This is a genomic window from Mycobacterium sp. 852002-51613_SCH5001154, assembly GCF_001667425.1.
GTDB lineage: Bacteria > Actinomycetota > Actinomycetes > Mycobacteriales > Mycobacteriaceae > Mycobacterium.
This window is the reverse complement of sequence record NZ_LZII01000010.1, coordinates 36,962-61,539: the sequence shown is the minus strand read 5'-3', so window position 1 is coordinate 61,539 and position 24,578 is coordinate 36,962. Positions and strand designations below refer to the sequence as shown.

Here is a 24,578-nt window from a genome sequence, read left to right as displayed (position 1 = left end):
TCGCTCGGCGCCTTCCTGTGGTGATGAGTAGAGCGGCTGCGCGGTTCATCTCTCGACAGCGGGGGCGCCGGCGCCGGTGCCCGCTGTGGTCGCGGGCCGAGAGTCAGGCCGACGTTGTCGAGTTGCGGCGATGGAGTCCGCCAACAGCCACAGGGCCAAGCCCAGCAGCGCGATGTCTTTCATGAGGAATTCACCATTGGCCGACAGGACGGGGAAGCCACCCGCGGTAGGTTCACCAATCCCGGGGGTGCTGACCATAAAACTGAGCGTGCCGAGGAAGAACGCCGTTGCCAACACAGCGCCGATCACCGAAGCCTTCGGATGCCACGGCCTCAACGCAAGCAACGCTGCCGTCACCAACTCTGCCGTCCCCAACACTCGGCCGAACGCGCTGATCGACATGATGTGATAGACCCAGCCTAAAAATGGGCTGTGGGCCACGAAGGGTGAAACGCCGTGGGACTCGTAGTAGGTGAATTTCATTGCGCCGAACCAGGATATGACGACGACCAGCCCGTACCGCGCGATGAGTGGTGCGGCTCCGACTCGTAACACACGATTTGTCCGTCGACTGGCCTCATTGGTCTCGCTCACAGCCATCAGATCCGTCTCCCTTCGTTAGCAATTACTGGGCCATACGCCACAATCGGCGGTTCCGCACGCGCACGCACATCGCCGCGGCCTGAGGTGTGCGTCCCACTCAGCTGGCCAACGCCGTCACGAAGTGCTCGGTGAGCACGACATTCCGACCGACTTCAGCGCTGAGGCGGCCTGTGCGGCTGGGCATATAGGTTGAACCGGGGACATCAGCGCCACCGACGACAACCACGTTCGATGCCGCCGCCATCAGATCACCAGCCAGTGTCCGCAGCGCCGGTTCGGGGTGGCGTTGTCGACGTGAAGGGCAACCCGACTCGTAAGCCGCCGGCGCGGCAACTGTCCTCCGCAAAGCCGCCGTGCTGTTCTCGGGTTCACCGACTGGAGCCCCTTCTTGGTTGTCCGACGTCGTCGTGGTTCGGCTACGGTGTCCTGCGACCCCGCCGGCGAGAACAGCAGCTCTGCCGGAGGGGGGTGCGTGCGCGGCAAGGATCCGCAACGCTTTGGCGACTACGAGCTTGCTGCCGGGCCGGGTGAGATGGGATCACCCTCGAAACCGATTCACCCGGGTGAAGACCACCGGGGGTCGGCGCCGAGGGGCGGCTTCGTGCCACAACTCGGTTGCTGCCTACCGAATGTCCGGCTCTCGCGATATGGGTGGCCCAGAAATCTCTCACGGAGATGACGGGGGTGTTGTCAGTGTCGGCGCGGGGAGGCCAGGTCGGCTCGACGCATAGCGCCAGCAGTGCGGTCTAGCGTGGTTCGGGGTGTACTCGCTCTTGCAGGTTCGGCCGGCTACGCGCAATACATCTTTTATTCTGCGCCAACATTTTCCAGAACCACTGCTACCGCCTGGCCCGAGCCGATACAGATACCAATCACCCCATAACGGGCGCCTGTCTCACGCAATTCGGTCGCCAGCGTCAACAAATAGCGAGTTCCCGTAGCCCCGAAGGGATGTCCGATCGCAACGGCGCCGCCATTGGGTGTCAGCTTGTCGTCGGGAACCGCGAAACCATTCAGCTGGTTTGGCAACTCCCGCAGTACGCCGAGCGCCTGGGCGCTGAACGCCTCGTGCACCTCCCACACGTCGATCTGCTCGGGAGATAGCCCTGCCCGGCGGATCGCGGCCGGGATCGCCCATGCGGGTGCCACGCCCATGATGAGGGGGTCGATGCCGTAGACCGCACTGGATACCACTCGGGCTAACGGCTCGATGCCGAGTTCGTTGGCTCGCTCCCCGGAAGCGATGACTACGGCACTGGCGCCATCACTTAGAGGCGAGGAGTTCGCCGCCGTCATTTGGGTCGTGCCGGGCTGGGCCGGCAAAGCTGCCAGCGCCTCGGCAGTCGTGTCATCGCGGATGAACTCATCATGCTCTGCCAGCCGGGCAGGTATCTTTTTCGTCGCCGGGATCGGCACGGGCATAATCTCTTTGGCCAGCCGACCTCGATCGCGAGCAGCCTTCGCATGTTGCTGGGATCGCACTGCGAAGGCGTCGATCTCGTTGCGGTTCAGGGAGTAGCGGTCGGCGATGTTCTGCGCGGTCTCGATCATGCTGATGTAGGCGTTGCGGGCCAGCAGCACCGGGTTGGGCGGTCCTCCAGCGCCGCTCCACATGGTGTCAAGCATGAGAACCGGACCTCGGGGACTGAACGCGGCGTCGCCCTTCATCAGCGCCCACCCCGATCGAGACATCGACTCGACTCCACACGCGATACCTAACCCGAGGTCGCCGGCCTTGATCGCGTGGCTGATGGTCACCGCTGCGCCTAGTGATGATCCACAAAATCTGTTCACGGTGGATCCGGCCGCGGTGTCGGGAAATCCGGCAGCCAACGCCGCCCAACGGGCGACATCGCCCATGCCCTCGTGAGCAGGGTTCACGCAGCCTGCCACGATGTCTTCCACGGCATCGAGCGGCACACCCAGCCGGTCGCAGGCGCCCTTCATCGTCATACCCAGCAAGTCATCGGCGCGAATGCCCGACAGCGTGCCGCCATAGCGGGTGAACGGGGTTCGTACACCGCCCAACACATATGCCTCAGTCATCGCGGCTCAACAACCTTGCCCGGGCCTGCGGCCTCATGGCGGCATCGCCGACCTTTTTGGTCTCGAAGCCCGTAAGCATGTCCCGGCTCCCTTCCCGGTTCCCCTGTCTGCGGCTGGGCCGTCGCTCTTCTATGAGGCTGCGCCCGCGTGGGGTGAACCGTCGTCACCCCAACCGTCTGTTCGCCCGGGTGAATAACGCGAGGCGTTCTCAGACACGACGATTCGTGACCGGCCGCATCTGGGGGGCGCCGGCGGACGAACTACAAGAGGCCGAGTTCTCGCGCTCGGCTGACCGCCGCGCTGCGGTGCTCGACGCGGAGCTTGCGGTACAGCGCGCGCTGGTGGGTCTTCACGGTATTGAGCGAGACGTAAAGCCGCGCACCGATCTCACGTCGCGATAACCGGGTGGCGAGCAGGCGAAGAACCTCAAGCTCCTTGGGGGTCAGTTCCTCGTGGAACGCGTATCCCTCGTTTCGCGAAGGCACTGTGGCGCCGGCACTTCGCCCGGCCGATGCGAGCAACGTTGAGCAGATGCCAGCGTCCGCGCAATCGCGCACCAGGGTGCCGACCTCTTCGAGGATGGCTTTCGCGGTGTGGTGGTCGCCGTGATCCTTGAAGATCTCCGCTCTGGCCGACAGCGCCTTGGCCACCTCCAGGATTGCTCCACCTTGGCGGGCCGCCACGACGGCCATGTCGGCGGCGGCCACTGCTGCAGCCGCGTCACCGCGCATACGGAGGATCTCGGCCGTGGCGAGCGACACCATCACGTCCACGAGGTGTTCCGCATCCGCCAGGTCCCGTGAACTGCCGGACGCCCGGCGGATCTGACGTTCGGCGTCATCGAGCTGGCCATGTTCGGCCGAAATCAGTGCCAGATGGCCCAACGCATAGATTCGGGCGCGACGAGCGCCCCCCTTCTCGGCCAGCTTTACGGCTCGCTCGAAGGCGGCTTGTGCCTCGTGGGTGCTGCCCGAAAAGTACAGCGCGGATCCATAAATGCAGTAGGCGCTCGATCGGCCCAGCGGCACTTCGCCGAGATCGAGGGTGATCGCCCGGCGAGCTGTCTCAAGCGCCGTGGCGACGTCAGCCGTCTTGAACGAGTGAACCGCGCGCAACACGACGACTTGAGCGCTGATGGTGCCGCCATCTTCGGTGTCGTCCGCGGCTCGGGTCTCGACTGCCTCGATCCACTCGGCAGCGTCATCGAGTTCACCGACGCTTAGGGCGATCCAGGCGCGGGCTACGCTGAGCCGCGGATCCTGTAGAACGGTCTCCTCGGGAAGCAGATCAAGCAAACCGGAGACGGTCGACACGCCGCCCCCGTTGAATTCGTCGGCCCAGTCCGCGGCGATCAGATCAGCACTGCGGGCGATGTCACCGCCGGCGACCAGGTGGCGCACCGCCTCGTCGATGAGGCCCTCGGCCTCGAACCAGGTCGCGGCTCGTCGGTGCAGATCAGCGACGAGCTCCGGCTCGGTGCGACGCAGCTCGGTGCGCAGCAACTCTCCGAACAGCTGGTGATATCGGTACCAGTGACGCGATGTGTCCAGCGGCGCCACAAACAGGTTTTCGCGTTCGGTCTTCTCCAAGACCGAGGCCGAGCCGGAGGTTTGCAGCGTGGCGTCGCAGAGCGCACCGCTGAGCCGTCCCAAGACCGAGGTACGTAGCAAAAAGCTGCGCAGGTGCGGCGGCTGACCATCGAGCACCTCGGCCATCAAGTAGTCGACGATATGACGGTTGTCCCCCGCGAACGTTTTGATGAACGCGGCGGTGTCAGCACGCCCGGCCAGCGAGAGGGCGGCGAGGTAGAGCCCGGCCGCCCACCCCTCGGTGCGCCGATGCAAAAGTTCAATATCCGCCTGAGCCAGGTGCAACCCGAGCACATCCTTCAGCAGATGCTCCGCCTCACCGGCCCCGAAACGTAAATCGTCGGTTCGCACTTCGGCAAGGTCGCCGCTGGCCCTCAGCCGCGCTAACGGCAGTAAAGGATCCGATCGCGTTGCTAAGACCATGTGAAGGTTCGCCGGCAACCGGCTGATGAAAAATCCCAGCTGCTCATGAACTGCTCGATTTATGACCAGGTGGTAGTCATCCAGGATGAGCACCATCGGGCTGGCGATCGTGTCCAGATCATTGAGCAGGGTAGGCAGTACGACCTGCACCGGGTCGGCGCCCATCGCGAGGAGTTCGACCGCACGAATCCCCACCCCGGGACTGATCTTCTGCAGCGCGGCGATCACGTACATCCAAAACCACACCGGGTCGTTATCGGAGGGATCAAGCGACAGCCAGCCAAACTGCTGGTCCTCGCTCGCGGCCAGGGCCCACTGCGCCAGCACGGTCGTCTTGCCCCAGCCCGCCGGCGCACTCAATAGGGTCAGCTTGCGCCGGCGACCCGCCGACAGTATGTCGAGCAGGGCGGGCCGGTGAACGAGCTGGGCCCCGATGGCCGGGACGTTCAGTTTCGTCGCGAGCAGAACTGCTCGCGCGGCGGCTTCTCCGGCGCGTTTGTCGTTGCGTCCGGCTGAGCCGGTCATGTCCGAACTCCGCGAATTCGTTGGCCCCAGCGGCCGGGCGGGAAGCCTAGGCGTTGACGCGTCTTGGGTGGGCGCTGGCGTCTCGGCATCCCAATTGTTCTCTGCAGGGTCGGGCGGGCTCGTTCTGCCCGGCAATCGCGGTGAACCTATTGAATCAGACCTGTTGTCTTCGATTACCTCCGCCGCACGCCCGCGGTGCCCGTTCCGGCTGGCGGGCCCAAGTGCCGCCAACGGCTCGAGGATTTTCTTGTGCGCCGCGCTCACGCTGTGCCCGCTCACCGTATTTCCCCTCTTTTCCCATCGATGGGATGACTCCTGCAACTGATGACACCGCGGTGCGCGGATGGTGAGCGTCTCAACATGAGGTGATCGGACGTCTCAAAGTGAGACGCCGTGGTAGCGCCGGAGGGTCTGCCCTTCGGCGTCGTCGCATGCTCACGGTCGTCGGTTCTCCAACACGTACCCCCCGACGCCGACCACCACTGGGATCAATCATCAACATTCCCAACACCGCGCTCATCGTCGTTACTCAATTCCTCTGTGTCATTGCTCTCCGGCGCCGGTTCCTGGTCGAGCGGCGGCGGTCGCGGCGATCCAGAGCTCAATGACTACGTTCGCAGCGCGGACAGCCCGTCACCATCACCCAGCGGGTGATCTTTAGGACCGGGTCGGTGTATAGCTAGTGACCTTGATAATTGACCGACTGGTCAATCCGAGCGGCGCATGAGTTGCGCCAATTGGGCGCGCGGATCGGATGTCGAGCTCGGCGACGCATTGTGCACGTGGGTCGCCAGCGTGTAGGGGGAGTGCAGTTCTCAGAAAGATCGCAAGCGGGTGACGCGATCAGAGTCATTGCCGGCCAGGAACTCTCGTCTGAGCGGCGAAAGAAGCGGTCTTCGCACTGAGTCCTTGCACATGGAATTCGGCGGGCTGGAACGCGCTCACGCAGCCCCAGCCCGCCGAACGGTCATGCTGCCGACGTGTAATCGCCTGCGAAGACTCCGAGTAGGGCGGAGGCCGTGCCTAGCCGGGTCATGACGCTCGCTCCTCAATGTCAACGGGCGAGGCCATGGCTGCCGAATCGCTATGGTCGATGCGGAAGTCGCCTGGCGGGCTTTCCGACGCCGCGGTCGCGGCGGGGTCACACGCTCCAGAACGACCATGGTCGATGCCCCGGGTAACGGCGTCGGACTGTGCCAACCGACTTACCTGGCTCCCGGCCGCGAGCGCCGGACTGCCGGCGGCGATGGCGGAGCTGATGGCTCCGGTGACCACTTGTGGGACTTCATGCAAAAGCGTATGCCCTGCGGTGGGCCGGTGGATGAGCGTCGCCCCGGGGATAGCGTCGGCCAGCTCGCGGGCGTGCCACATCGGCGTGAGTCTGTCCGCTCCTCCACTGATGATGGTTGTTTTGGCCGTGACAGAGCTCAGGGTTTGAGTGCAGTCGTACTCTTTCAGACCGCGCAGGAAGCCGACTTTGGTAGTTGACGGGGTGGCGTTGATGGCGGCAGCGGACATCGCGACCAACGATTTTGGCGCGGCTTCACCGTATCCGCCATATCGGGTCAGTGCCGCGCAGACTGGCCGGGCGAGGAATTGGACTACCTCATCGGTACCCCCGCGGGGCATGCGGTGTACGAGGTGGTAGAGCATGCTTGTCGCGGGGGTGCTCAGCAGCCGGCCCAGCCCATGCGAGCAGAGGTTTCCCGCAGCGGTCGCGACGAGAACAAGGTTCTCCGGCTCAACGGGACGCTTGCTGGCCGGCCGGCGAAGATAGGCCAAGGCCGCCATGCCTCCCATCGAGTGCCCGACCAGGGTGGCCGGGCCCGTAACACCAAGTGCGACAAGCAACTCGGCGAGGTCGTCGGCGAGTCGGTCGATCCGGTAGGTGTGCATTGACGCATTCCCGGAGTCGCCGTGACCACGGTGGTCGTAGCTGATGATTCGGATGCTGTTGCCCCAGCGACCGATCAGCTGGCTCATCTGGATGTTCCAAGACTGTTTGTTCAAGCAAAAGCCGTGGAGAAGTACGACTGTATGGCCGGCGGTGTCAGATCCCCAGTCACGAACCGACAGCGAGACGCCATCGCTCGTGGTAACTGTGCGGTCGCGGGCCAGCGATCGGCGTGTCCGCATTCGCCTACGGCCGCATCGCGTTGGCGGCGTCTGGGGCGTCATCGCTTCGTTACCGGGCATGGCAGTTTTTCGCGGGCGAGGAATCCAGCCAGGCATCGTCATTGCCGCTCAGCTAGCCCGGCACGGGTGCGCATCGAGATGTACGGTCCTGCTTGCTGGTTCGGCGAGCTGGCGTGACCGGCGGTCATCGGGACACCATCGCGTACCCAGCAAGACCGAAAGCCACTGGCACCATCGCCAGCATTCCAAGCACCGCGTTCAACATTGTTCGCTCATTCCCTTGTGTGCTCACCCGCACGGGGCGTGGCCCAGCAGGCCGTCGGTTTGGGTGAAAACGTGATCAGTTGTCGGCTACCACGGTCGTCGTGCGGGCCGCGCAAAACCATCGCCCGAGGATTGATGTTTAGGGCCGGATGGGTCTAGTACCAGGCGGCGCCCGTATTTGACGTGTTGGTCAATCAGCGCCGCGCATCAGCCGCGCCAATTGGGCGCGGGAGGCAATGCCCAGTTTGGCAAATGCGTTGTGCACGTGGGTCTTCACCGTGTGGGGGGACAGATGGAGTTGCTGTGCGACGGAGCGGTTGGTCGCGCCCTGTGCGATGAGATTGATGACCTTGAGTTCGGAGTCGGTGAGGCTGTCCCAGCCCGTTTTAGCCCGCTGTTGGCTGACGATGCGGCGCTCCACACCTAGTGGGCGCAGCGCGCGGCCGACCCGGCGAGCATCGGCGATGGCTTCGCACTCGATGTAGGCGTCGAATGCTGCGTTCAGCTGGTCGAGCGCTTCGGCATTGCGCTGTGCGCGACTCAGCTCGGCGCCGGCGTCCTCGGCAGCGCCCGCGTACAGAAGCGGCCGCGAAGACGAGTGAAGCAACTGCGCGGCAGCCACCAATGCGTCGGCATCACGCTCGAGTATCCCGCGGGCATATCCGGCGACCCCAGAGAACACGGGCACGGCGGGCCGCTCGCACTCCAGCATCTCGGTGGCCTGCAGGACCCGTGCGCGCAAGCCGGCATCACCGGCGGCCGAGGCCACCCGCGCACTCAAGATCAGCCGATCCAAGGCATAGACCTGCAGTGGCGTTCCGAGTAGGGCGATGTCGCCGCCGAGCCAGCGCACCGCTTCATGAACGTCGTCGCGCTGCCAAGCCGCCAGCGCGAGCACATACGCTGCTCCTCGACGGATGGCAGGTGAGCCGCTCGAGTAGGCATCATGTGCGTCATTAGTCATCTGCTGCAACATGTTTCGGTCATCCGTGCGCACCGCCACCGAAGCCATAATCACGATGCGCAGCAGGTCCGGCTCACTCACGCCTGTCGGCTGTGGGGACGGCAGGGGCTCAGCCGCGTCGCGTGCGGCCGACAACCGGCCCGCAGCGAGGTGAACAATCCCACCAATGACAGTCCACATATTGAGGACCATCGCGTTGCCTTCCCGGCGGGCCTGCACTGCGCCGTCGGCGATCCGGGTCGTCGCGTCGTCCAACCGGCCGACCACTGCCAGCAGGATTGCGAAGTACATTGCGGCATAGTGATGCGCCAAGGCCGCATCATTCGTGTAGCCCAGCGAACAAAGCTGTTCGAGACGGCCTAGGGCGCGGACCCTGTGCCCCTCACCAATGTCGAGCAAAGCGAGGGTGACCTCGGCCATGATCGTGGCCTCGAGATCATCGGTGGCTGCCGCGGCGGCGGCAGCCTCGTCGGCTGCCGTGCGCTGTTGCCCCCTTTTGTCCTGCAACACAAGGTTGTATGCCAGCCACGCCAGGTGCCGCGCGCGGGTGACCTCGCTGATGTCGCTCAACTCGAGCGCTCGGCGATTCTCCTCCGCCCGCCATTGGGTGGTGTGCTTGGTGTGCGCCGGGAGCCGGAGGCGGATCTCGGCCTCGACTTCGGGCGAGACCACCCCTGAGAGCGCCACGACTGCTATTTCTTCGGCCTCACCGTGGCGGCCGGCCCTATTGAGCCACTCCACCGTTTCGGCGACCAGCGATCCATGCTCAGCGTCGTCGGCTGGCAACAGCTCCAACGCGCGCCTGCTTAAGTCCGCGGCCCCACTCGCATCGCCGCGGCCAACCGATTGGGCGGCTTGCCGTAGCGCGTCGATCGCCTCCCGGTCCCCCGGCTCGGCGCTACGCGCCAGCTGGGTGGCCACCTCGGCCGGGGCTGCGCCGATACTCAGCATGACCGACGCCGACTGGCGTTCCATCGCCCGCCGCAGCGACTGCGGCAAGCACTGGCGGGTGGCCTCACGCAGCAGGTCGTGCCGAAACCTCAACTGCTCACCGTCTTCGACGAACAGGTCCGCGCGCACCGCCTCCTCGAGCGCCGACAACAACGCGACCGGCCGACGGTCCAGCATCGCGGCCAGCAAGCCCGCCGAGAACCGGTCGGGCAGCACTGCGGCCACCCGCACCACCTCCGAAGCACCCTCGGAGAGCAGGTCCAGTCGCTGCTGCATACCGACGCCCAGCCGGCGCGGCAGCGCATCTCCGGTGGCCATCGCCCGTCCGCCGCTGACGTTCAGGCGGTTCTCCTCGCCCAAACCCTGCACAAGCTCGCTGACAAGGAATGGATTGCCGTGCGCTTTGGCGGCCAGCGTCAATAGAGACTCATCCGCCGTCGCCCGCACCGCGTCTTGAACCATGTCGGCGACCGCATCCGGCGCCATGGCCCCCAATCGTACGAATGTGGCGTTCGCGCGGTGCAGCACCGACAAGGTTTCCTGCACCGCCGGCCCACCGGCCCCGGTGCGGGCAGTCAAGACCCACAAAACCGCTGCATCCGGGCCTGCGGCGGCCAGCGACCGCAGTGCCAACAGCGTGCCCGTATCGGCCCAGTGAAGGTCCTCCAACACGATCACCAGCGGAGTTTCCGCCGCCGCGGCATTGATCGCATTGTGCAGATCGTTGACCACCCAATAGCCCAGATCCGCCGAGCCGCCCAGTTCGCGCAGTGCCTCGGCGTCTCCAACCGGGGGATCGGCGCGCAGCGTCGCCATGAACAGCGAGAAGAACGGCACCGTTTGCTGATACTCGAAGGCCTCGCCGAATAGTGCCCGAACACCGGCTTTCTCGGCGCGTGCCAAAACCTCGGTCAGCAAGCGGCTCTTCCCGATTCCCGGTGGCCCCTCGATGACCAGTACGCCCCCGTGCCCCTGGGCGACCGCAGCGAGCAGCGCGCCGATCACCTTCAGCTCGTCTGCCCGCCCGCGAATCGGCGGAGTGACCAGGCGCTGGCCGCCGACGTCGAATAGGCCGGTCGAAGACCCCATCGGGTGTCCTGTCTAGCGGATTGTCCACCGCACTGTGCATTGCAGTGCACGTCATTGTAGGCCGTGCACTGCATCGACCAGATTTGCTGTCGGTCAATCCGAAGGCCGCATGAGCTGCGTCAATTGGGCGCGGGATGTGATGCCGAGTTTGGCGAATGCGTTGTGGACGTGGGTCTTGACGGTGTGGGGCGAGAGGTGCAGTGCAGTGGCGACGTCGCGGTTGGTCGCGCCTTGTGCGATGAGGTTGATGACCTTGAGTTCGGAGTCGGTGAGGCTGTCCCAGCCGGTTGCTGCGCGCTGGTGGGTGACGATGCGCCGTTCCACGCCTTGTCGGCGCAGCGCGCGGCCGACCCGGCGGGCATCGGAAATCGCTTCGTGCTCGACGTAGGTGTCGAATGCCGCGTTGAGATGGTCGAGCGCCTCAGCGTTGCGTTGTTCATGGCTCAGCTCGCCGCCGGCATCCTCGGCCGCGCTTGCGTAAAGGAGCGGCCGCGCCGACGAGTGAAGCAACTCCGCGGCCGCCACCAATGCGTCGACGTCGCGTTCGAGGATTCCGCGGGCATATCCGGCCACCCCCGAGAACAGCGGCACCGGTGACCGCTCACGCTCCAGTGCCTCGGTGGCCTGCAGGACACGTGCGCGTAAACCGGCATCGCCGCCGGCCGAGGCCACCCGCGCACCCAAGGCAACCAGATCCAAGACCTCAGGCGTGAGTGGTGTCCCGAGTAGGGTGATGTCGCCGAGCCAGCGCATCGCGTCATGGACGTTGTCGCGCTGCCACGCTGCCAGCGCGAGCACGTGTGCCGCTGCCCGACGTACGGTAGATGCGCCGGTGGGGTACGCGTTACGAGCGTCATTGGCCGTCTGCTGCAGCAAGTTTCGGTCATCGGTGTGCGCCGCCACTTTGGCCAGAAGCGCCATGCGGATCACGTCCAGGTCGGTCGCGCCTGTCCGCCGCGGGCGTGGCAGGGATTCAACCTCGGCGCGAGCTGCGGACAACCGGCCCGCGGCGAGATGAACCCAGGCGTCGATGTCGGCCCAGATATCAAGGGCCATCGCGTTGCGTTCCCGGCGGGCTTGCTCCATTCCGTTGGCGATCTGGGCTGCGGCGTCGTCCAACCGGCCGACCACCGCCAGCAGGTTCGCGTGGTGCGCCGCAAGCAAGTCATGGGCCGGTGTCGGATCACTCGCGCGGGCGAGCGCGCCGGCCTCCTCGAGGCGGCGAAGGGCGCGGCCCGCATAGCCGTCCGCACAGTCGAGACAAGCGAGGGCGACATCGGCCACGATCTTGGACTCGATATCGCCGGTCGCTGCCGCAGCCGCAGCGGCCTCGTCGGCCGCCGCGCGCTCTTGCCCACGCTGGTCGTAGAGCAGGTTGTAGGCCAGCAAGGCCAGATGCCGCGCCCGGGTGACCTCGCTGACGCCGCCCAACTGCAGCGCTCGGCGATTCTCCTCGACCCGCCGCTGGGCACTGTGCATATTGATCGTCGGGAACCGGAGGCGAATCTCCGCCTCCTCCTCCGGCGACGCCGCCTCCGAGAGCGCGGTGACCGCCAATTCTTCGGCCTCGCCGTAGCGGCTGGCCCGGTTGAGCAACTCCACCGTTTCAGCTACCAGTGAGCCGTGCTCAGCGTCATCGTCGGGCAACAAATCCAACGCACGCTTGCACAAGTCCGCGGCCGCACTCGCATCGCCGCGGCCCACCGACTGAGCGGCCTGCCGCAGGGCACCGACCGCCTCCCTGTCCCCGGGCTCCGCGCTTCGGGCCAGCTGGGTGGCGACCTCGGCCGGGGCCGCGCCCATGCCCAGCATGACCGAGGCCGACTGGCGCTCCATCGCTCGCCGCAGCGACTGGGGTAACGACTGCCGGGTGGCCTCACGCAGCAAGTCATGCCGAAACCTCAGCCGCTCACCATCTTCCACGAGCAGATCCGCGCGCACCGCCTCCTCGAGCGCCGAGAGCAACGACGCGGGCGACCGTTCCAGCATCGCGGCCAGCAAGCCCGCCGAAAACCGGTCGGGCAGCACCGCGGCCACCCGCACCACCTCGGAAGCACCCTCGGAGAGCAGGTCGAGCCGCTGATGCATCGTTGCGCCCAGGCGCCGCGGCAACCCGTCTCCGGTGACCATCGCACGGCCCCCGGAGAGATTGAGCCGGCCTTCCTCGCCCAGACCCCCGATCAGCTCGGTGACCAAAAACGGATTGCCGTGCGCCTTGGCGGCCAGATCCAATAGCGATGCATCTGCCCTCGCCCGCACGGCGTCGCAGACCATGTCGGCGACGGCGTCCGGCGCCATGGCGGCCAATCGCACGAACGTGGCGTTCGCGCGGTCCAGCACCGACAAGGTCTCCTGCACCGCAGGCCCGCCAGCCCCGGCGCGGGCGGTCAGCACCCACAAAACAGGCACATCCGGGCGCATTGTGGCGAGCGACCGCAGCGCCAACGCCGTGCCGGTATCGGCCCAGTGGATGTCCTCCAGCACAATCGCCAGCGGGATTTCCGCAGCTGCCGCATGAATCGCGTCGGCCAGATCGTGTACCACCCAGTAACGCAGATCGGCCGAGCCGCCTAGGCGGCGCAACGCTTCCGCATCGCCGACAGGGGGATCCGCGCGCAGGGTTGCCATGAAGAGCGAGAAAAACGGCACCGTCTGCTGGTACTCGAACGCCTCGCCGAATAGTGTCCGAACACCGGCTTCCTCGGCGCGCGCCAAGACCTCGGTCAACAAGCGGCTCTTCCCGATGCCCGGCGGCCCCTCGATGACCAGGACGCCCCCGCGCCCCTGAGCCAGCGCCGCGACCAGCGCGTCGATCACCTTCAGCTCGCCCGTTCGCCCACGAATCGGCGGTATGCGCACGTTCCCCGACGTCCTGGCGGTGCTCACGCGAACAGCCGCCCCCCGACGTGAAGCAGGTGGGCGGAAGGCCTCCCCGTTGTATCGTCCACAGTTGTCGCGACCATTAGCGCTGGTAGCCAGTGTAGGCGTGTTACCGCGCCCCACCTCCTGTGAAACGGCTTCGACCATTTGTTGCGACGCACCTGGCACATTCACGCGCTCGGGTGGGCGCTGACGATCCACGGGAACACAAGGGGCAGAAGTTGGTGGCCTGACCGTCATCGGAGCCCGCCCCTACACGGTGCGGGGGCGTTAGCCTCGCTGGCCCACCACCGCAACGCGAAGTCGCCAGACTGGCTCCGGCGACCCTCGATCGCGAGCGAATGGCGGCGATCGGGATTCTGGATGTCCACCGCGGTGGGTGACCGGCGATCAAAGTTGTCGAAGGCGGTCTGAAACAGCGGCCTCGTCGGTGAGGGGATCGAGCCTGCCTCAAAAAGCGGTTCCGACTCCCCCCGCGACGTCATGCTGCCACCTGGACTTCGACCGACAGATAGTCCGCTATCTCGTGCGTTGCAGGCCAGTCACCATCGCGCACCGCTCGGCTGAGCAGCTCTACTAATGGACTGCAGGCGCCCAGCTCGGCCAGCCATGACGCCACTGTCGCCGCGATTTGATCTGCTTGGACGCGTACGGTGCGGCCGTCGTGTAGGCGATCGGTCAGCTGATAGATGGTCATTTCTCCACGCCTTTCGCTGCATCACCGCTGTGGTTGTCGCGCTGCATCGGGTGACTCGAGCGGGGATGGCCGGCCTTGGATCGCCCGGCGGCCAAGCCGCCGTTGCGTTTCGGCGCTGCATCCGCCGCGGCCTCACCATCACTCTTCCGATCCGTCCGATGTGTTAGCTGACATGACCCATGACACCGCCGCGGGCGTACACTGAACGTCTCAATCTGAGCAGGGTTGGCCGTCTCAATCTGAGACGCCAGTATTGGGGGGCGGCTGCACCGCTCTGTCGGGAGCGAGGTCCATGCGTCGATGATCTTGCGGGCCGGCGTCCAAACCGATGTTCGCCGGGTGAGGGAACGGTTCTTGTGCGAGGGGTCCTTGGAGGCGGAGACCTTGCCCCCAAGCGTGCTGGATTCCTGGCGTCGGTCCGAGGCCCTGCACGTTCACCCGGACCGGGTCGAGCTGCCGTATGTGCGTGAACCAAATATGGGTTCGCGGTTGGCGCGTGCGGCCGCGCCGGTGCTGCGGTGCGTCACCGATGACCTGGCTGCGCAAGCTGTCAGCGTCATCCTGACATCAACCGACGCGGTGGTGGTTGAACGGACCGCCGCAGAAGTGTCCATCCTCAACGCGTTGGACAGGGTGAGCCTCATACCGGGCTATAGCTTGGCTGAAGAGGTGGCGGGCACCAACGGGATTGGCACCGCGCTCGAGACCGGGCGGCCCGCGTTCATTTGCGGCGGCGAGCATTTCGTCGCTATGTTCACCGGTTTCGCGTGCGCGGGTTCGCCGATCCGGGATCCGATAACGCGCAGGGTAATCGGCACCGTCAATCTGAGTTGTCTGGCCGACGAATCCGACCCACTGTTGCTCGCGCTGGCTACCAGCGCCGGTCGTCAAATTGAGGATCGCATGCGGGCGGTGGCCCATCAGGGTGAGACTGCGCTGTTGGAGGCGTATCTGCAGCAGGCACGGCGGTCTTCGAGCGGTGTGCTCGCGATTGGTGGCGATGTGGTGTTGATCAACCCCTATCTGCGTCGGGCACTGGACGGCAACGAGCAGACCGCGCTGCTCGAACACGCCTCGGATCTGCTCAGCTCCAAGCTGTCGGGCACGGCGCTGGCTGTTCTGCCAAGCGGGCGCATCGCCAAAATCACTGCCGCCGACCGCTCGACGATACGCAGCGGCCGGACCAATGTCGTTTTCCACGTTGATCTTTCCGCCGAGACGAGCTCGCGCTCGGCGCCAGTCGGCCACTCGTCGTACACCCAAATCCCTGGTCTGGCAGGTCGCAACAGCGCGTGGTTGCGCTGCTGCCAGCAGGTGCGGCAGTGCTGCCGCGACCGAGACTGGGTAATGCTCGAAGGAGAGAAAGGATCCGGCCGGGCACGGTTGGCCCAGGCGGTGGGGCGGGACGTGAAACCGGGCCGAACTGTCCGGGTGATGCGCGCCGAGACCTTCCCCAACGCGACGCGTCTCGTTGCCGAGCTGGCGGCTGCGTCCGGCGATGAGGACTTCGCGGTGGTGATCGGCGACGTGGATGACATCGACAAGGACACACTCGAATCGATCACCTCGATGCTGGCCACGCGCGCAGGCCGGGGATGGATCGCGGCGACCAGGAGTTCCGGGCCTCCTTCAGCACCGATCAAGCAGCTGCTGCCGCTGTTCACCCATACCGTCACAGTGCCGGCGCTGCGACACAGGATTGACGACCTCGAGGAATTGGTGCCTCTGTTGCTGCGTGAGATCACCCGGGGTGCTGATGTGAAGCTTGCACCCGATGCCATGCGCCAACTCAGCAGGCTGCCGTGGCCGGGCAACGTCTCGCAGCTGCGGCGCGTTCTGACCGAAACCGTTGCCCGCCAACGATCGGGAACCATCAGCGCCGACAAGTTGCCACCGGAGTGCCGCTCCATCACGCGGCGGAAGCTGACCCAAATGGAAGCCCTCGAGCGCGACGCGATCGTCCGTAGCCTCCAAGACAACCGTGGCAACAAGCAAGAGGCGGCGCGCGCCCTGGGAATGTCGCGGGCGACCATCTACCGCAAGATAAACGACTACGGCATCGCGTAATCCCCGACGCTTGTCGGCCCAAAAGCATTGGCCCACAGTCATCCCGCGTAGCGCCGCGGCCCCCGTCATTTGCTGTCGCTGCCTCCGGATAGCCAAAGCAGAGGACTGCAGCGCACCGCGGCGTCTTAAAATGACGCGCTCAGCTTTGATTCACCCCGCGCTCGGTGGTGAACCCCGGTTGCCGGGAATTCGGAGAATCACCCGGGTGAATCGGCGACTCGGACGATGACAACTGACCCCGACTAGGCCCAGGATGTGCCCATGGCAACAACGGTTGACCACCCGGCAGCCATCGGCTCGCGGTTGGCTTCGCGCGACCCAGAGCTGACCTGCGCGGTTCGTCAACGACGCGCTCCCGTATCTGAACCAACTCGACGACTCGATGCACTGGATGCGTTGCCCGAGATCGAACTCGCGGACGCGTTGGCGACATTGCCATGAGACAAGTCGTCTTGTGGGCAGTTGTGCTGCTGGCATCGTGGGCGATCGGACTACTGATTGCGGCCTGGATCGTTCCTGCGGTTTCGTTGTCGGCATCGGGGTTCGTCGTCGCCGTAGTGGTGTTCGCGGCAGCGCAGGCGGTCCTGTCATTGTGGATCTTGAAGTTGCCCCATCCGTACGCGTCGCTGTTTCTTGGGGGCACCGGTTTGGCATTGACGATCGTCGCGTTGATCCTCGCGTCGGTCTTGACGCACGGGCTAACTATTGACGGCGTGCCATCCTGGCTGGCCACGACGGTTGTGGTGTGGCTGGTGACAACGATTGGGGCGATTACGCTGCCCGAGTTGCTCATCCGCGACGGGGCCGGCTCCGCTTGACCAAATATTTTGATATCTCATCCGACGACGGAGGGAGCCGTGATGGGAGACACCCATGACGATCCGACGGATCACGCCCGGACCACGCAACCGCACGCGGGTATTGCGATGAAGGATAACTTCTTCTGGCCAGGGCTGATCCTGCTGGTCGTGGCGATGTTCGGCCTGATCAGCACGGCGGCAGCCGCTGCCTATCGACATTACGAATGGCTTTCCACCACGGTGCTCATCGCCGTCCTCGGCGCGGTCGCCGGAGCGCTCTGGCTCATCATCGAGAACCACCGTGTGACCCGCATCGATGCGCAGTGGGACGCCGCACACCCAGGCAGTCGGACGCACCCGCGCACTCGCTGATCACACAGCGGAGCGCCCCGTCGACAATGACGTTCACGGACGTGCAAGCCGTAACGCCTGCGCACCTATTATGATGTTGCACTCCAACATATTTCGTATTTCTGCTTGTGAGTGAATCGCCCCCGCCCCGTTTCCAGGCGCTTCTTCCGTGATCGCCATTGCCGCAATCGCAAACCGATTACTGCCTTACCGCTAGCGATACTCGCCAAATCGCCCGGGTGAATCAGTTTGCGGGGTGATGTCCACTCATCCCACCTCACTGAATGCTGGCTTAACAGATCGCAGCCGAGGATACGTGGAACCGAACCTTGTACCCGGTCTGCGTTCGGAGCCGCATAAGTGAGCAACGGGTCGCGGTGGTGGTGGACACCTTGCTGCGTTAGCCACCGCAGAAACCATCGCCACAAATTGGAGAAATCAGATGAGGCGTCGCCAATTTCAACGACCGGCTGCTGAATGCGCATCCGGCGCCGCGCGAACACCATGGCTGCCGCATCGAATCCGGGACGCCGCCGCGTCTGCCCGGCGTTGGGCCCATCGGAAAGGAGATGCCGTCATGGAGACCGTGCCGACGATCGAAGATCAACTACACGCGCTGCAGCCCATCTGTAGTGCCCAGGGCGTGTCGACCGGCATTGCGTGCGGTGCGCCGGCGGTCGCGGTCGCCGAGATACACGCCGTCGACGGATGTGACCAGATGGGGCTAACCCCAGACGGCGACCTCATCGAGACGCTCTGTCAACCCTGTCTGGCTACCGTGCAGTGGGCGATGGCGACCTACGTCGGCGATAAACGCGAGGTGGCGTCCCGATGCGGCACACATCCGATGTGCGCCACATGCGGGCGTCCCACTGGATACCTGCGCAGCATCTTTGCCGTCCGCTCGATCGGGCTCGACGGGCTGGCGCCATGACGCGATTACGCATTGCCTCCCTGTTTGTGGCTGTGGCGGCCGGTGATTATGCGGTCCTCGTGTTGATCAATGGTCAGCTGGTCGATTTCGGCGTCGCCGCCGCCGTTTGTGCGGGATCCTTGGTTGCGGCCGGGATGATCGCCTGCGGGGGTAGGCGACGCCGCAAGGCGTTGGGGCGGGGACGAGCGGCCGTCTGGGAGCGCCGTGACCATCAGGCGGCTGCCGCCGGCCAAGAGTGCCCGGTGTGCGGAGGTGCATGTCAAAGACTGAGTGCATCACCAAGATTCGCCGACCGCCAGAGTGCGCGCTTATGCCGGGCATGCGCGTCGGCCGTCAAACCAGAGCTGGCACAATGAGCCCGGGGCCTGGCTCGGCGCCAGTGCACCATGACTGTGACACCGCGGCCGCGAGATGGCGGCGACTGGCGCTGACACCGCGCTGGCTGCGGTGGAACGCTGAACCTCGCCGTCTTGGGTAAGGGCAGCAGCGCTTGAGATGTGAACCCAGAGTCCTCCTGTCGCCGGCCTGATGCTCGCCGATCCGCCCAGTGATGCCTATGCATTCACCCGGGTGAATTAGCTCGCCGGGTGATGACGACTCACCCCGCGTCGGTGAACGCTGAATCATCAGCTGGCGAGCGGAGGATCAAGTGCAGCCGACGATGTACCGGATCTGCATTCGGGGCAGCCTGAGCGAGCGGCTCGGGTCCGCGCTAGAAGGGATGAGCCTGCAGGCCGGTCCGGCCGGAACCGAATTCACCGGTGAAATCCGCGACCAGTCACAGCTTTACGGGCTCCTGGACCGGGTCCGTGATCTGGGCCTTGAGCTCGTCAGCGTACAACCGCAACCCACGGCTGACCCGGCGACAACACCCAACATCAGGAAGGACGTGTAATGCAAGCCATCACTGTTTCAGATCGGGACGCCGGTGTCGCTGGCCTGTCGCTGACCGACCTGCCTTATCCCCAGGCCGCCGACAACGATGTCGTCGTGCGGGTACACGCCGCGGGTTTCACACGCGGGGAGCTTGACTGGCCGCACACCTGGATCGACCGCGCAGGCCATGACCGGATGCCGAGTGTGCCCGGCCACGAGCTTTCGGGCGTCGTGGTTGAGTTGGGCTACGGCACAACACTTTTAAGCATCGGTCAGCGGGTGTTCGGGCTCGCCGATTGGGCCCGCAACGGCTCGCTTGCGGAGTACACCGCTGTGGAAGCCCGCAATCTGGCACCGCTGCCGATGGACATCGACCATGTTGTGGCGGCGGCGCTGCCGATCTCTGGATTAGCCGCCTGGCAGGGCCTGTTCGACCACGGCCGCCTCGTACCCGGACAAACGGTTCTGATCCACGGTGCCGCGGGTGGGGTTGGGTCGATAGCGGTGCAGCTGGCTCGCGAGGTCGGTGCGCGCGTCATCGGTACCGGCCGGACCGCAGACCGAGACCGGGCGCGGGAGGTCGGCGTCCACACCTTCGTCGATCTGGAGACCGAAAAGCTAGAGGACGCCGGCGAAGTCGACGTGGTGTTTGACGTGATAGGCGGAGAGGTCCTCGACCGATCGGCTGCTTTGGTGCGGGCCGGCGGAACGCTCGTCACCATCGCCGAGCCGCCAAAGACCCAGCCGCGCGACGGGCGGGCAGTTTTCTTCCTTGTCGAAGCCGATCGCGCCCAGCTGGCCGAGCTCGCCGTGCGAGTACGCGATGGACGCCTCAAACCGGTGGTGGGTGCCGTGCTGCCATTGGCCGAAGCTGTCACCGCATTCGCTAACGGCAAGCGCGTCCCTGGCAAGACGATCCTGCGCGTCGCAGAAGATTGAAATGGAACCTTTCGTGATTGGAGTGCGTGCACGCGTGCATACACTCGTTTGCTCGCGTGTTACTGGGAGGCGTCTTACCCCCACGTCGGTCCACCGAACCCTTTGGGGTACAACAGAAACAAGCGACCGCGCGCCGTCGCTGCCAGCTACCGGTGCCGGTTACGGGGTGCGATCCGTCTCCGGGCGTGCGCGGGTCAGCCCAGATCGTGCAATCACCTCAGCTAGTCGTCAAGACATCCGAAGCGAAGGCAAGTCAAAAATGGTCTTAAAAATACCACTCGCCGCTCTCACTATTGCGGTGTTGCTCGCGCCCGCGGCCCATGCCGAACCGGCGCCAGAGAACTCTGATCAAAACCCGGTTGTCCGAACAGTTTTCAATCAACCGACCAACGTTCCGGGCAAATCATTTGAAGCGGTGACCGTGAGCTATCCGCCCGGAGCAAGAAGCGGAGCTCACCACCACGCGAAATCGGCGTTCATCATGGCCTACGTGATCTCCGGAGCGATCCGCAGCCAAGTCGAAGGTGAGCCTGCACGCATCTATCACGCCGGTGAGACTTGGAGTGAAGCCCCCGGCGCACACCACACGATCAGTGAAAATGCCAGCGCCACCGAACCTGCTGAACTTCTCGCCGTCTTCCTACTCGATACGGGCGACGCCCCGCTCACCACGGCCGACAACGCGAGAACTGAGCCGACGCGTTAGCGATCCAGAAGTTTGGATTGCTCGACATGAACGAATTTGACGACAATCATCCATCGCCGCAATACGACACAGCGGGAGCAGTCCATGCGCACGCATGATTCGAGCCAGGTTGTCCAGATAGCCCTACGGTTGTCGCTCGCGGCGGCCTTTCTGTCCGCTGTTGCCGACCGATTCGGTTGGTGGAAGCCGTTTGGGCAGGGTAGCTGGGGGAGCATGGGAGCTTTCGCCGGCTATGTCCACAGGCTTGTTCCGTTTGCTTCCGGATGGCTATTGACCGTCATTGTCTGGGCCGCCACCGTGACCGAAGCGACCCTGGCGGTCTTGCTCCTGGCCGGCTGGCGGCCAAAACTCGTCGGCGTGGCGACTTGCTTGGTGCTCATAATATTTGGAACCGCGATGGCTGTATCCCTCGGGATAGAGTCACCGCTTAGCTATAGTGTCTTCTCCGCAGCAAGCGCAGCCGCGGCCTACGCGATACTTGGCACAACGCCGCCGCCCACACCACACACACCTGGCACCTCGTCCAGTCCGGACACTCGCAACCGTCGCAAGCCAATACAGCCGCCCGTAGCGGCCATCGGGAGTGACGGTAGATGAAGGCCGGCAAAGACTTCGACGTGGTCGTCGTGGGCGGCGGGGTCGGCGGCGTGGCCGCCGTACGAAAGCTCGCGTCGGCAGGTCTCTCGGTAGCGCTCATCGAGGATCGTCTGGTAGCTGGGGAGTGCCATTACTGGGGCTGCAACCCGAGCAAAACACTGCTTCGTCCGATCGAGGTGTTCAATCTAGCGAAGGCCGTTCCTGGCGTGCGAGAAACCATTTCGGACGAAGGATTGGACATTGCGGCCGTCTTCGCCAAACGCGACGCGATCATCGAGCACCTCTCGGACCAAGACCGAACAGCATCACTGCGGCAAGCGGGTGTAGCAGTGTTTCATGGGCTCGGCCGGTTGAGCGGCGAGCGAACAGTGCGGGTGACGTGTGCCGATAACACCCAAGCCGTTTTGGAGGCACGCCACGCGGTCGTGGTGGCCACCGGCACACGTCCTAACGTGCCGGAGATACCTGGGTTGGCGCAAGCACGCCCGTGGACCAATCGGGACTTGACGACCATGACGGCAGTGCCACCTCGCGCGCTGGTGGTGGGTGGCGGCCCCGTCGGTGTGGAGTTCGCGACAATCCTCACCGGTTTGGGCTCGGCGGTAACACTTCTGGTACGCGGGAACGCTCTGCTTCCCGGCTGCGAACCCGAAGCCCGCGACCTGGTCGCGCAGTCACTGCGAAGCAAAGGCCTCACGATCCACTTTGACACGGAGTTGTCGGCGGTAGCCCGCCCCGTGGCGGGCGGGCCCGTCACCGCAACTTTCGACGGCCAGACCATCGAGGTAGACGAGGTCGTCCTGGCCGCCGGACGGCGCACCAACACCGACGACATCGGACTGGAAACCCTTGGCCTGCCAAGCGGCGGGTTCGTTTCTGTTAACGACCATCTTCAGGCGGTCGGCGTCATAGGCGACTGGCTGTACGCCTTGGGCGATACCACCGGGCGTGCTCGGTTGTCGCATATCTCCACCTACCACGGCCATCTCGTGGCCGACATCATCGCGGCGCGGGCCGCGGGGCGAGAACTCAGGGAGAACGAATTGGCCGCCCGTGATGCGGGCAGCCTTGCACAGGTTATCTTCACCGAGCCTCAAGTCGTCAGAGCAGGGCGGTCGGAAAGTCAAGCTCTAGCAGAAGGATTCGTGGTGCGGACGCGAACGGCCCGTTACCCCGGCACACTGTCATTTCTGGCCCTTTTCCGGGATGGTTTCCAGGGATGGGCGAAGTTGGTCATCGACGCCGAGACGAACACACTGCTCGGGGCGACATTTGTCGGCCCGGAGTTCTCCGAACTAGTGCAAGCAGCCACCCTGGCTATTGTCGCGAAGATTCCAGTCAGTCTCCTGCGCCATGCCGTCGCGCCACATCCGACGGTCAATCAGGTCTGGGATCTGCTACTCGACCAAGAGTCCGAACTCACCCCGTTACCGGAAAACGGGAGGCAGAGAACACAGGACGACAGCGGTCAAGCGAATCACCTTGTTTATCAGACCGGTTAGAGAACGACCCTTGAGAGGACCACAATGACTTACGCCTGGCTGGTCGTCTCACCGTGACCATGCTCGCAGCGGGGGTCCGAGCTTTCGGCGGCGAAGTGGAGACGATCGAAGTAAACGAACCGCGGCCATTGGCGGCCGACGAGGTCCTCATCGAGGTTCGCAGTGCCGGAGTTGGTAACTGGGACGACATCATTCGCACCGGCGGCTGGGACGTCGGCATCAGCCCTCCACTGGCGCTCGGCGTCGAGGCCGCCGGGGTCATCAGGGCCGTGGGTGCCCACCCGAACGGATTCAGTGTGGGTGATGACGTGCTGTGTCACCCGGTGCCGCTGCGCGACCAAGGCGCGTGGGCGCCCTTTTTGATCGCAGCCGTGGGATCGCTAGCCCGTAAACCGCAAGGGATTTCGTGGGAGACCGCAGCGATCTTTCCGGTGCCGGCGTTGACCGCCGAGCAGGTGGCCGGCGAGGCGTTGGCCCTTCACGCTGGAGGAACGTTGCTCGTTCACGGCGCGGGCGGAATCACCGGCGGGCTCATTGTCCAGCTGGCCGCCCTACGCGGCGTCGACGTGCTCGCCACCGCCAGCCCGCGGAGCGCCGACCGAGTCCGGGGGTATGGCGCGCGCGAAGTAATCGACTACCGCGATCGGATGTGGCCACAACAGGCAAGGGGATTGGCGAAGAACCCCATCAACACCGTCGCTAACGCAGCCCCCAGCGGTGCCGCTGCGGCGATGACCGCGCTTGCCGACGGCGGCCGGCTGGCCACCATCACTCCCGACCCGCCCGCATCCACCCGCGGCATCACCGTGACCGCGGTCTACGTCCGTTCCGACGGCGCTCAACTCGACCGCCTGACCGCGCTACTCGCCTCTCAGCGGCTGAGCATGCCAACCCCGCGTTCCTGCAGCCTGGATCAGGCCGCCTACACCCTCGCACAAGTCGTCGCAGGCCACGAGCCCAGCGGAGTGGTCATCAAGACAGACACCTGACGAAGATGCCATCACACACCGAAAAACCTCACACTACCAAGGAGTCTCGAGATGACCACCATTACCCGGATCCGCACCGGAGTGGCCGATCACATCGGCCAATACGCCGACGCTGTCGCCGTATCCGGCGGCGGCACAGAGATTTTCGTCTCCGGAACGCCCGGCGTGCGCGAAGACGGCACCCTGCCTGAGGACTTCGCCGACGAAGCCCGGCAGTGCTGGGCCAATGTCGAAAAGGCGCTCGCCAAGGCCGGCGCCAAGCTCACCGACATTGTCTACATGCGCCAATGGGTCACCAGCCGTGACAACGCGTCCGCCTACCTGGCGGTGAGCAAAGAGATCATCCGCCACGAACCCGCCGCAATGTTCAGCATCATCGACGGGCTGGTGTGGCCAAACATCCGCGTGGAAGTCGAAGTCACGGCCATCCTGCCGGCATGAGCGAGTACCTCGGGGCTTGGGAACCACGTGGACCGGGGTGACCGTAATGGCCGACGACGAGATGCGGGCCATCCTCGGCCTGCGCGAGAACGTCAATCACGCGACGACCATTCCCGCCGCCTACTACACCGGGACGACCTTCCGCCGTGCTCGACGGATTCCGCTCGACGACGTGGGGCATTTCGACCGGTGGTGAGCAAGCCAATGAA

Annotated in this window: 19 protein-coding genes; 12 read left to right on the top strand and 7 right to left on the bottom strand. The window is 64.9% G+C overall.

Features of this window, described 5'->3' with window-relative positions; all coding sequences use genetic code 11:
- Positions 1-45: 45 nt before the first annotated feature.
- From A5750_RS04330 to A5750_RS25160, 7 genes are all read right to left on the bottom strand, one after another.
- Positions 46-600: a DUF417 family protein gene (locus A5750_RS04330; protein ID WP_082948376.1), complete on the bottom strand. Its 555-nt coding sequence runs from the start codon at positions 598-600 to the stop codon at positions 46-48.
- A gap of 810 nt (positions 601-1,410) precedes the next feature.
- Positions 1,411-2,649: a thiolase family protein gene (locus A5750_RS04325; protein ID WP_066944893.1), complete on the bottom strand. Its 1,239-nt coding sequence runs from the start codon at positions 2,647-2,649 to the stop codon at positions 1,411-1,413.
- 260 nt (positions 2,650-2,909) lie between these two features.
- On the bottom strand, positions 2,910-5,186 hold the full coding sequence (locus A5750_RS04320; protein WP_066944887.1) for a LuxR C-terminal-related transcriptional regulator: 2,277 nt from the start codon (positions 5,184-5,186) through the stop codon (positions 2,910-2,912).
- 1,032 nt (positions 5,187-6,218) lie between these two features.
- A complete protein-coding gene (locus tag A5750_RS04315) occupies positions 6,219-7,322 on the bottom strand; it encodes an alpha/beta fold hydrolase (protein ID WP_082959032.1) in 1,104 nt (367 codons plus the stop codon).
- A 454-nt stretch (positions 7,323-7,776) separates the two neighbouring features.
- Complete coding sequence (locus A5750_RS04310; RefSeq protein ID WP_066944879.1) at positions 7,777-10,590, bottom strand: LuxR family transcriptional regulator; 2,814 nt, start codon at positions 10,588-10,590, stop codon at positions 7,777-7,779.
- 93 nt (positions 10,591-10,683) lie between these two features.
- Entirely contained in the window at positions 10,684-13,476 is a 2,793-nt protein-coding gene (locus A5750_RS04305; RefSeq protein ID WP_066944875.1) for a LuxR family transcriptional regulator, read from the bottom strand.
- Positions 13,477-13,951: 475 nt separating this feature from the next.
- A complete protein-coding gene (locus A5750_RS25160) occupies positions 13,952-14,167 on the bottom strand; it encodes a hypothetical protein (RefSeq protein ID WP_082948373.1) in 216 nt (71 codons plus the stop codon).
- Positions 14,168-14,536: 369 nt separating this feature from the next.
- On the opposite strand from A5750_RS25160, the gene A5750_RS04300 reads away from it, so the two are divergent.
- The 12 genes from A5750_RS04300 (at position 14,537) to A5750_RS25145 (ending at position 24,565) form a co-directional block, all read left to right on the top strand.
- Positions 14,537-16,234 carry a sigma-54-dependent Fis family transcriptional regulator gene (locus tag A5750_RS04300; protein ID WP_304441114.1) on the top strand — a complete coding sequence of 566 codons (1,698 nt, stop codon included), beginning with the start codon at positions 14,537-14,539 and terminating at the stop codon, positions 16,232-16,234.
- A gap of 437 nt (positions 16,235-16,671) precedes the next feature.
- Positions 16,672-17,052 (top strand): hypothetical protein, encoded by a 381-nt coding sequence (locus A5750_RS04295; protein WP_066944867.1) that lies wholly within the window; start codon positions 16,672-16,674, stop codon positions 17,050-17,052.
- A 42-nt stretch (positions 17,053-17,094) separates the two neighbouring features.
- A complete protein-coding gene (gene usfY, locus A5750_RS04290) occupies positions 17,095-17,406 on the top strand; it encodes a protein UsfY (protein WP_156659082.1) in 312 nt (103 codons plus the stop codon).
- Positions 17,407-17,962: 556 nt separating this feature from the next.
- Entirely contained in the window at positions 17,963-18,319 is a 357-nt protein-coding gene (locus A5750_RS04285) for a phosphoenolpyruvate carboxylase (protein WP_231989125.1), read from the top strand.
- 649 nt (positions 18,320-18,968) lie between these two features.
- Positions 18,969-19,214, top strand: a complete 246-nt coding sequence (locus A5750_RS04275; RefSeq protein ID WP_082948372.1) for a hypothetical protein — start codon at positions 18,969-18,971, stop codon at positions 19,212-19,214.
- Positions 19,214-20,134: an NADP-dependent oxidoreductase gene (locus A5750_RS04270; RefSeq protein ID WP_066944855.1), complete on the top strand. Its 921-nt coding sequence runs from the start codon at positions 19,214-19,216 to the stop codon at positions 20,132-20,134. The genes A5750_RS04275 and A5750_RS04270 overlap by 1 nt, the downstream gene beginning before the upstream one ends.
- A 259-nt stretch (positions 20,135-20,393) precedes the next feature.
- Positions 20,394-20,840 (top strand): cupin domain-containing protein, encoded by a 447-nt coding sequence (locus A5750_RS25155; RefSeq protein ID WP_082948371.1) that lies wholly within the window; start codon positions 20,394-20,396, stop codon positions 20,838-20,840.
- 84 nt (positions 20,841-20,924) lie between these two features.
- Entirely contained in the window at positions 20,925-21,437 is a 513-nt protein-coding gene (locus A5750_RS26260) for a hypothetical protein (RefSeq protein WP_231989124.1), read from the top strand.
- A complete protein-coding gene (locus A5750_RS04265) occupies positions 21,434-22,939 on the top strand; it encodes an NAD(P)/FAD-dependent oxidoreductase (protein ID WP_066944850.1) in 1,506 nt (501 codons plus the stop codon). The genes A5750_RS26260 and A5750_RS04265 overlap by 4 nt, the downstream gene beginning before the upstream one ends.
- Positions 22,940-22,998: 59 nt before the next feature.
- Positions 22,999-23,928 carry an NADP-dependent oxidoreductase gene (locus A5750_RS04260; RefSeq protein WP_231989135.1) on the top strand — a complete coding sequence of 310 codons (930 nt, stop codon included), beginning with the start codon at positions 22,999-23,001 and terminating at the stop codon, positions 23,926-23,928.
- A gap of 51 nt (positions 23,929-23,979) precedes the next feature.
- Positions 23,980-24,369 (top strand): Rid family hydrolase, encoded by a 390-nt coding sequence (locus tag A5750_RS04255; protein WP_066944843.1) that lies wholly within the window; start codon positions 23,980-23,982, stop codon positions 24,367-24,369.
- Between the two features lie 46 nt (positions 24,370-24,415).
- A complete protein-coding gene (locus A5750_RS25145; protein ID WP_231989123.1) occupies positions 24,416-24,565 on the top strand; it encodes a hypothetical protein in 150 nt (49 codons plus the stop codon).
- Positions 24,566-24,578 lie beyond the last annotated feature (13 nt).

Excerpts from the sequence above, each read along its gene's own strand:
- A5750_RS25160 (WP_082948373.1), bottom strand. The coding sequence starts at position 14,167 with ATGACCATCTATCAGCTGACCGATCGCCTACACGACGGCCGCACCGTA.
- A5750_RS25155 (WP_082948371.1), top strand. The coding sequence starts at position 20,394 with ATGGTCTTAAAAATACCACTCGCCGCTCTCACTATTGCGGTGTTGCTC.
- A5750_RS04285 (WP_231989125.1), top strand. The coding sequence starts at position 17,963 with ATGGAGACCGTGCCGACGATCGAAGATCAACTACACGCGCTGCAGCCC.
- A5750_RS04295 (WP_066944867.1), top strand. The coding sequence starts at position 16,672 with ATGAGACAAGTCGTCTTGTGGGCAGTTGTGCTGCTGGCATCGTGGGCG.
- A5750_RS04315 (WP_082959032.1), bottom strand. The coding sequence starts at position 7,322 with ATGCGGACACGCCGATCGCTGGCCCGCGACCGCACAGTTACCACGAGC.
- A5750_RS26260 (WP_231989124.1), top strand. The coding sequence starts at position 20,925 with ATGCGCACGCATGATTCGAGCCAGGTTGTCCAGATAGCCCTACGGTTG.
- A5750_RS04260 (WP_231989135.1), top strand. The coding sequence starts at position 22,999 with ATGCTCGCAGCGGGGGTCCGAGCTTTCGGCGGCGAAGTGGAGACGATC.
- A5750_RS04310 (WP_066944879.1), bottom strand. The coding sequence starts at position 10,590 with ATGGGGTCTTCGACCGGCCTATTCGACGTCGGCGGCCAGCGCCTGGTC.
- usfY (WP_156659082.1), top strand. The coding sequence starts at position 17,095 with ATGGGAGACACCCATGACGATCCGACGGATCACGCCCGGACCACGCAA.
- A5750_RS04255 (WP_066944843.1), top strand. The coding sequence starts at position 23,980 with ATGACCACCATTACCCGGATCCGCACCGGAGTGGCCGATCACATCGGC.
- A5750_RS04265 (WP_066944850.1), top strand. The coding sequence starts at position 21,434 with ATGAAGGCCGGCAAAGACTTCGACGTGGTCGTCGTGGGCGGCGGGGTC.
- A5750_RS04325 (WP_066944893.1), bottom strand. The coding sequence starts at position 2,649 with ATGACTGAGGCATATGTGTTGGGCGGTGTACGAACCCCGTTCACCCGC.
- A5750_RS04320 (WP_066944887.1), bottom strand. The coding sequence starts at position 5,186 with ATGACCGGCTCAGCCGGACGCAACGACAAACGCGCCGGAGAAGCCGCC.
- A5750_RS04330 (WP_082948376.1), bottom strand. The coding sequence starts at position 600 with ATGGCTGTGAGCGAGACCAATGAGGCCAGTCGACGGACAAATCGTGTG.
- A5750_RS25145 (WP_231989123.1), top strand. The coding sequence starts at position 24,416 with ATGGCCGACGACGAGATGCGGGCCATCCTCGGCCTGCGCGAGAACGTC.
- A5750_RS04270 (WP_066944855.1), top strand. The coding sequence starts at position 19,214 with ATGCAAGCCATCACTGTTTCAGATCGGGACGCCGGTGTCGCTGGCCTG.